General features: G+C 73.2%; 1 pseudogene. It reads right to left on the minus strand.

The annotated features are described in order from the left end of the window. Positions 1 to 313: pseudogene (locus H3H39_RS27400) on the minus strand (efflux RND transporter periplasmic adaptor subunit); the annotation flags it as partial.

The following is a 313-nucleotide window of genomic DNA, read 5'->3' on the forward strand; positions in this document are numbered from 1 at the left end:
CCAGCGCCACGTCCTGACCGGCGGCGATCGCGCCGGCGCCCCGTTCGGGTACATCCACCACCAGCCACAGGTGGCGCAAGTCCGTCACCACGAACAGGGGGTTGGGCAGGTCGGGCCGCACTTCCTGGCCCGGATTCAGTTGGCGCTCGGCCACCACGCCATCGATCGGCGCGCGCAGGCCGAAGCCGCCGTCGTCGCGGGGGCCGGCATTCAGGTTAGACAGGCGCTGGGCCGCGCGGCGCGTCTCGGCGCTGGCCTGGGCCAGGTCGGCCTGGGCCGACTCGTAATCCTTGCGCGCCAAGACTTCGCCGCC

The sequence above is a fragment of the Rugamonas apoptosis genome (genome assembly GCF_014042355.1).
Lineage (GTDB): Bacteria > Pseudomonadota > Gammaproteobacteria > Burkholderiales > Burkholderiaceae_D > Rugamonas > Rugamonas apoptosis.